Source organism: Nonomuraea basaltis (assembly GCF_005893125.1).
In the GTDB taxonomy this organism is placed as follows: Bacteria; Actinomycetota; Actinomycetes; order Streptosporangiales; family Streptosporangiaceae; genus Nonomuraea; species Nonomuraea basaltis.
Window position 1 is genome coordinate 1 of the sequence record NZ_VCJS01000574.1, and the last position, 1,166, is coordinate 1,166.

The 1,166-nt window shown below is 71.8% G+C and carries 1 protein-coding gene; it reads left to right on the top strand.

Annotated elements, in window-relative coordinates; all coding sequences use genetic code 11:
* Positions 1-94: 94 nt before the first annotated feature.
* Positions 95-1,159, top strand: coding sequence for an NAD(P)-dependent alcohol dehydrogenase (locus EJK15_RS69455; RefSeq protein WP_240778163.1), 1,065 nt, complete (start codon positions 95-97; stop codon positions 1,157-1,159).
* The last annotated feature ends 7 nt before the right edge of the window (positions 1,160-1,166 follow it).

Below are 1,166 nucleotides of genomic sequence, written 5' to 3' on the forward strand. Positions count from 1 at the left end.
CCCAAAAAACGACCCGCCACCCCACGAAACCGGCTCGTCCCCACCGCCGCCTGAGCCGGGCCCGACCCCACCTCATCCGAGAGGACCACTCCCCATGACCAACCCGACGATCACCCCGGACACCGTCCCGACGACCACCCGCACAAGCACCCCGACCAGGATCGAGACGACCATGACGAAGACGACGATGATCGCGATCGCCCGCGACACTTACTGCGCACCGGCGCAGCTCCAGCTGCGCGACATGGCCGTCCCGACCATCGGCGCCGACGACGTGCTCGTCCGCGTCGAGGCCGCCGGCGTCGACCAGGGTGTGTGGCACGTCATCACCGGCCTGCCCTACCTGGTGCGCGCCGCCGGTTTCGGGCTGCGCCGGCCCAAGAACCCCGTCCCGGGCATGGACGTCGCCGGCCGCGTCTCAGCCGTCGGCGCCAACGTCACTCGGTTCCGTCCCGGCGACGAGGTCTACGGCACCTGCGACGGTGCATACGCCGAGTACGCCCGCGCCCACCAGGACAAGCTCGCCCCCAAACCGGACACCCTCACCTTTGCCCAGGCCGCCACCGTGCCCATCTCCGCCTGCGCCGCCCTCCAGGGACTGCGCGACGCCGGCCGGCTCACCGCCGGGCAGAGGGTCCTCGTCACCGGCGCCGGCGGCGGCGTGGGCAGCTTCGCCGTTCAGCTCGCCAAGGCCTACGACGCCCAAGTCACCGGCGTGTGCCGCACCGCGAAGACCGACCTGGTCCGCTCCCTCGGCGCCGACCACGTCATCGACCACACCCGCGAGGACTTCACCACCGGCACCGACCGGTACGACCTCATCCTCGACACGGCCGGCAACCGCCCCCTGACCCAGCTACGCCGCGCCCTCGCCCCCCGCGGCACGCTCGTCATCGTCGGCGGGCCCGGAGACGGACGCGTGCTCCAGGGCGCCGACCGCCAAATCCGGGCGATGCTGCTGTCGCCCTTCATCAGCCAGCGCCTGACCGGCCTCATGTCCACCGAGCCCGCCGCCGACCTGCATACCCTGGCCGACCTCATCGACTCCGGCGCCCTCACCCCGGTCCTCGACCGCACCTACCCCCTCGCCCAAACCCCCGACGCCATCGACTACCTCAAAACCGGCCAACCCGCCGGCAAAATCGCCATCACCATCTGACCCCGGC

Bases quoted from the DNA above. Each gene is read 5' to 3' on its own strand.
- EJK15_RS69455 (WP_240778163.1), top strand. From the start codon at position 95: ATGACCAACCCGACGATCACCCCGGACACCGTCCCGACGACCACCCGC.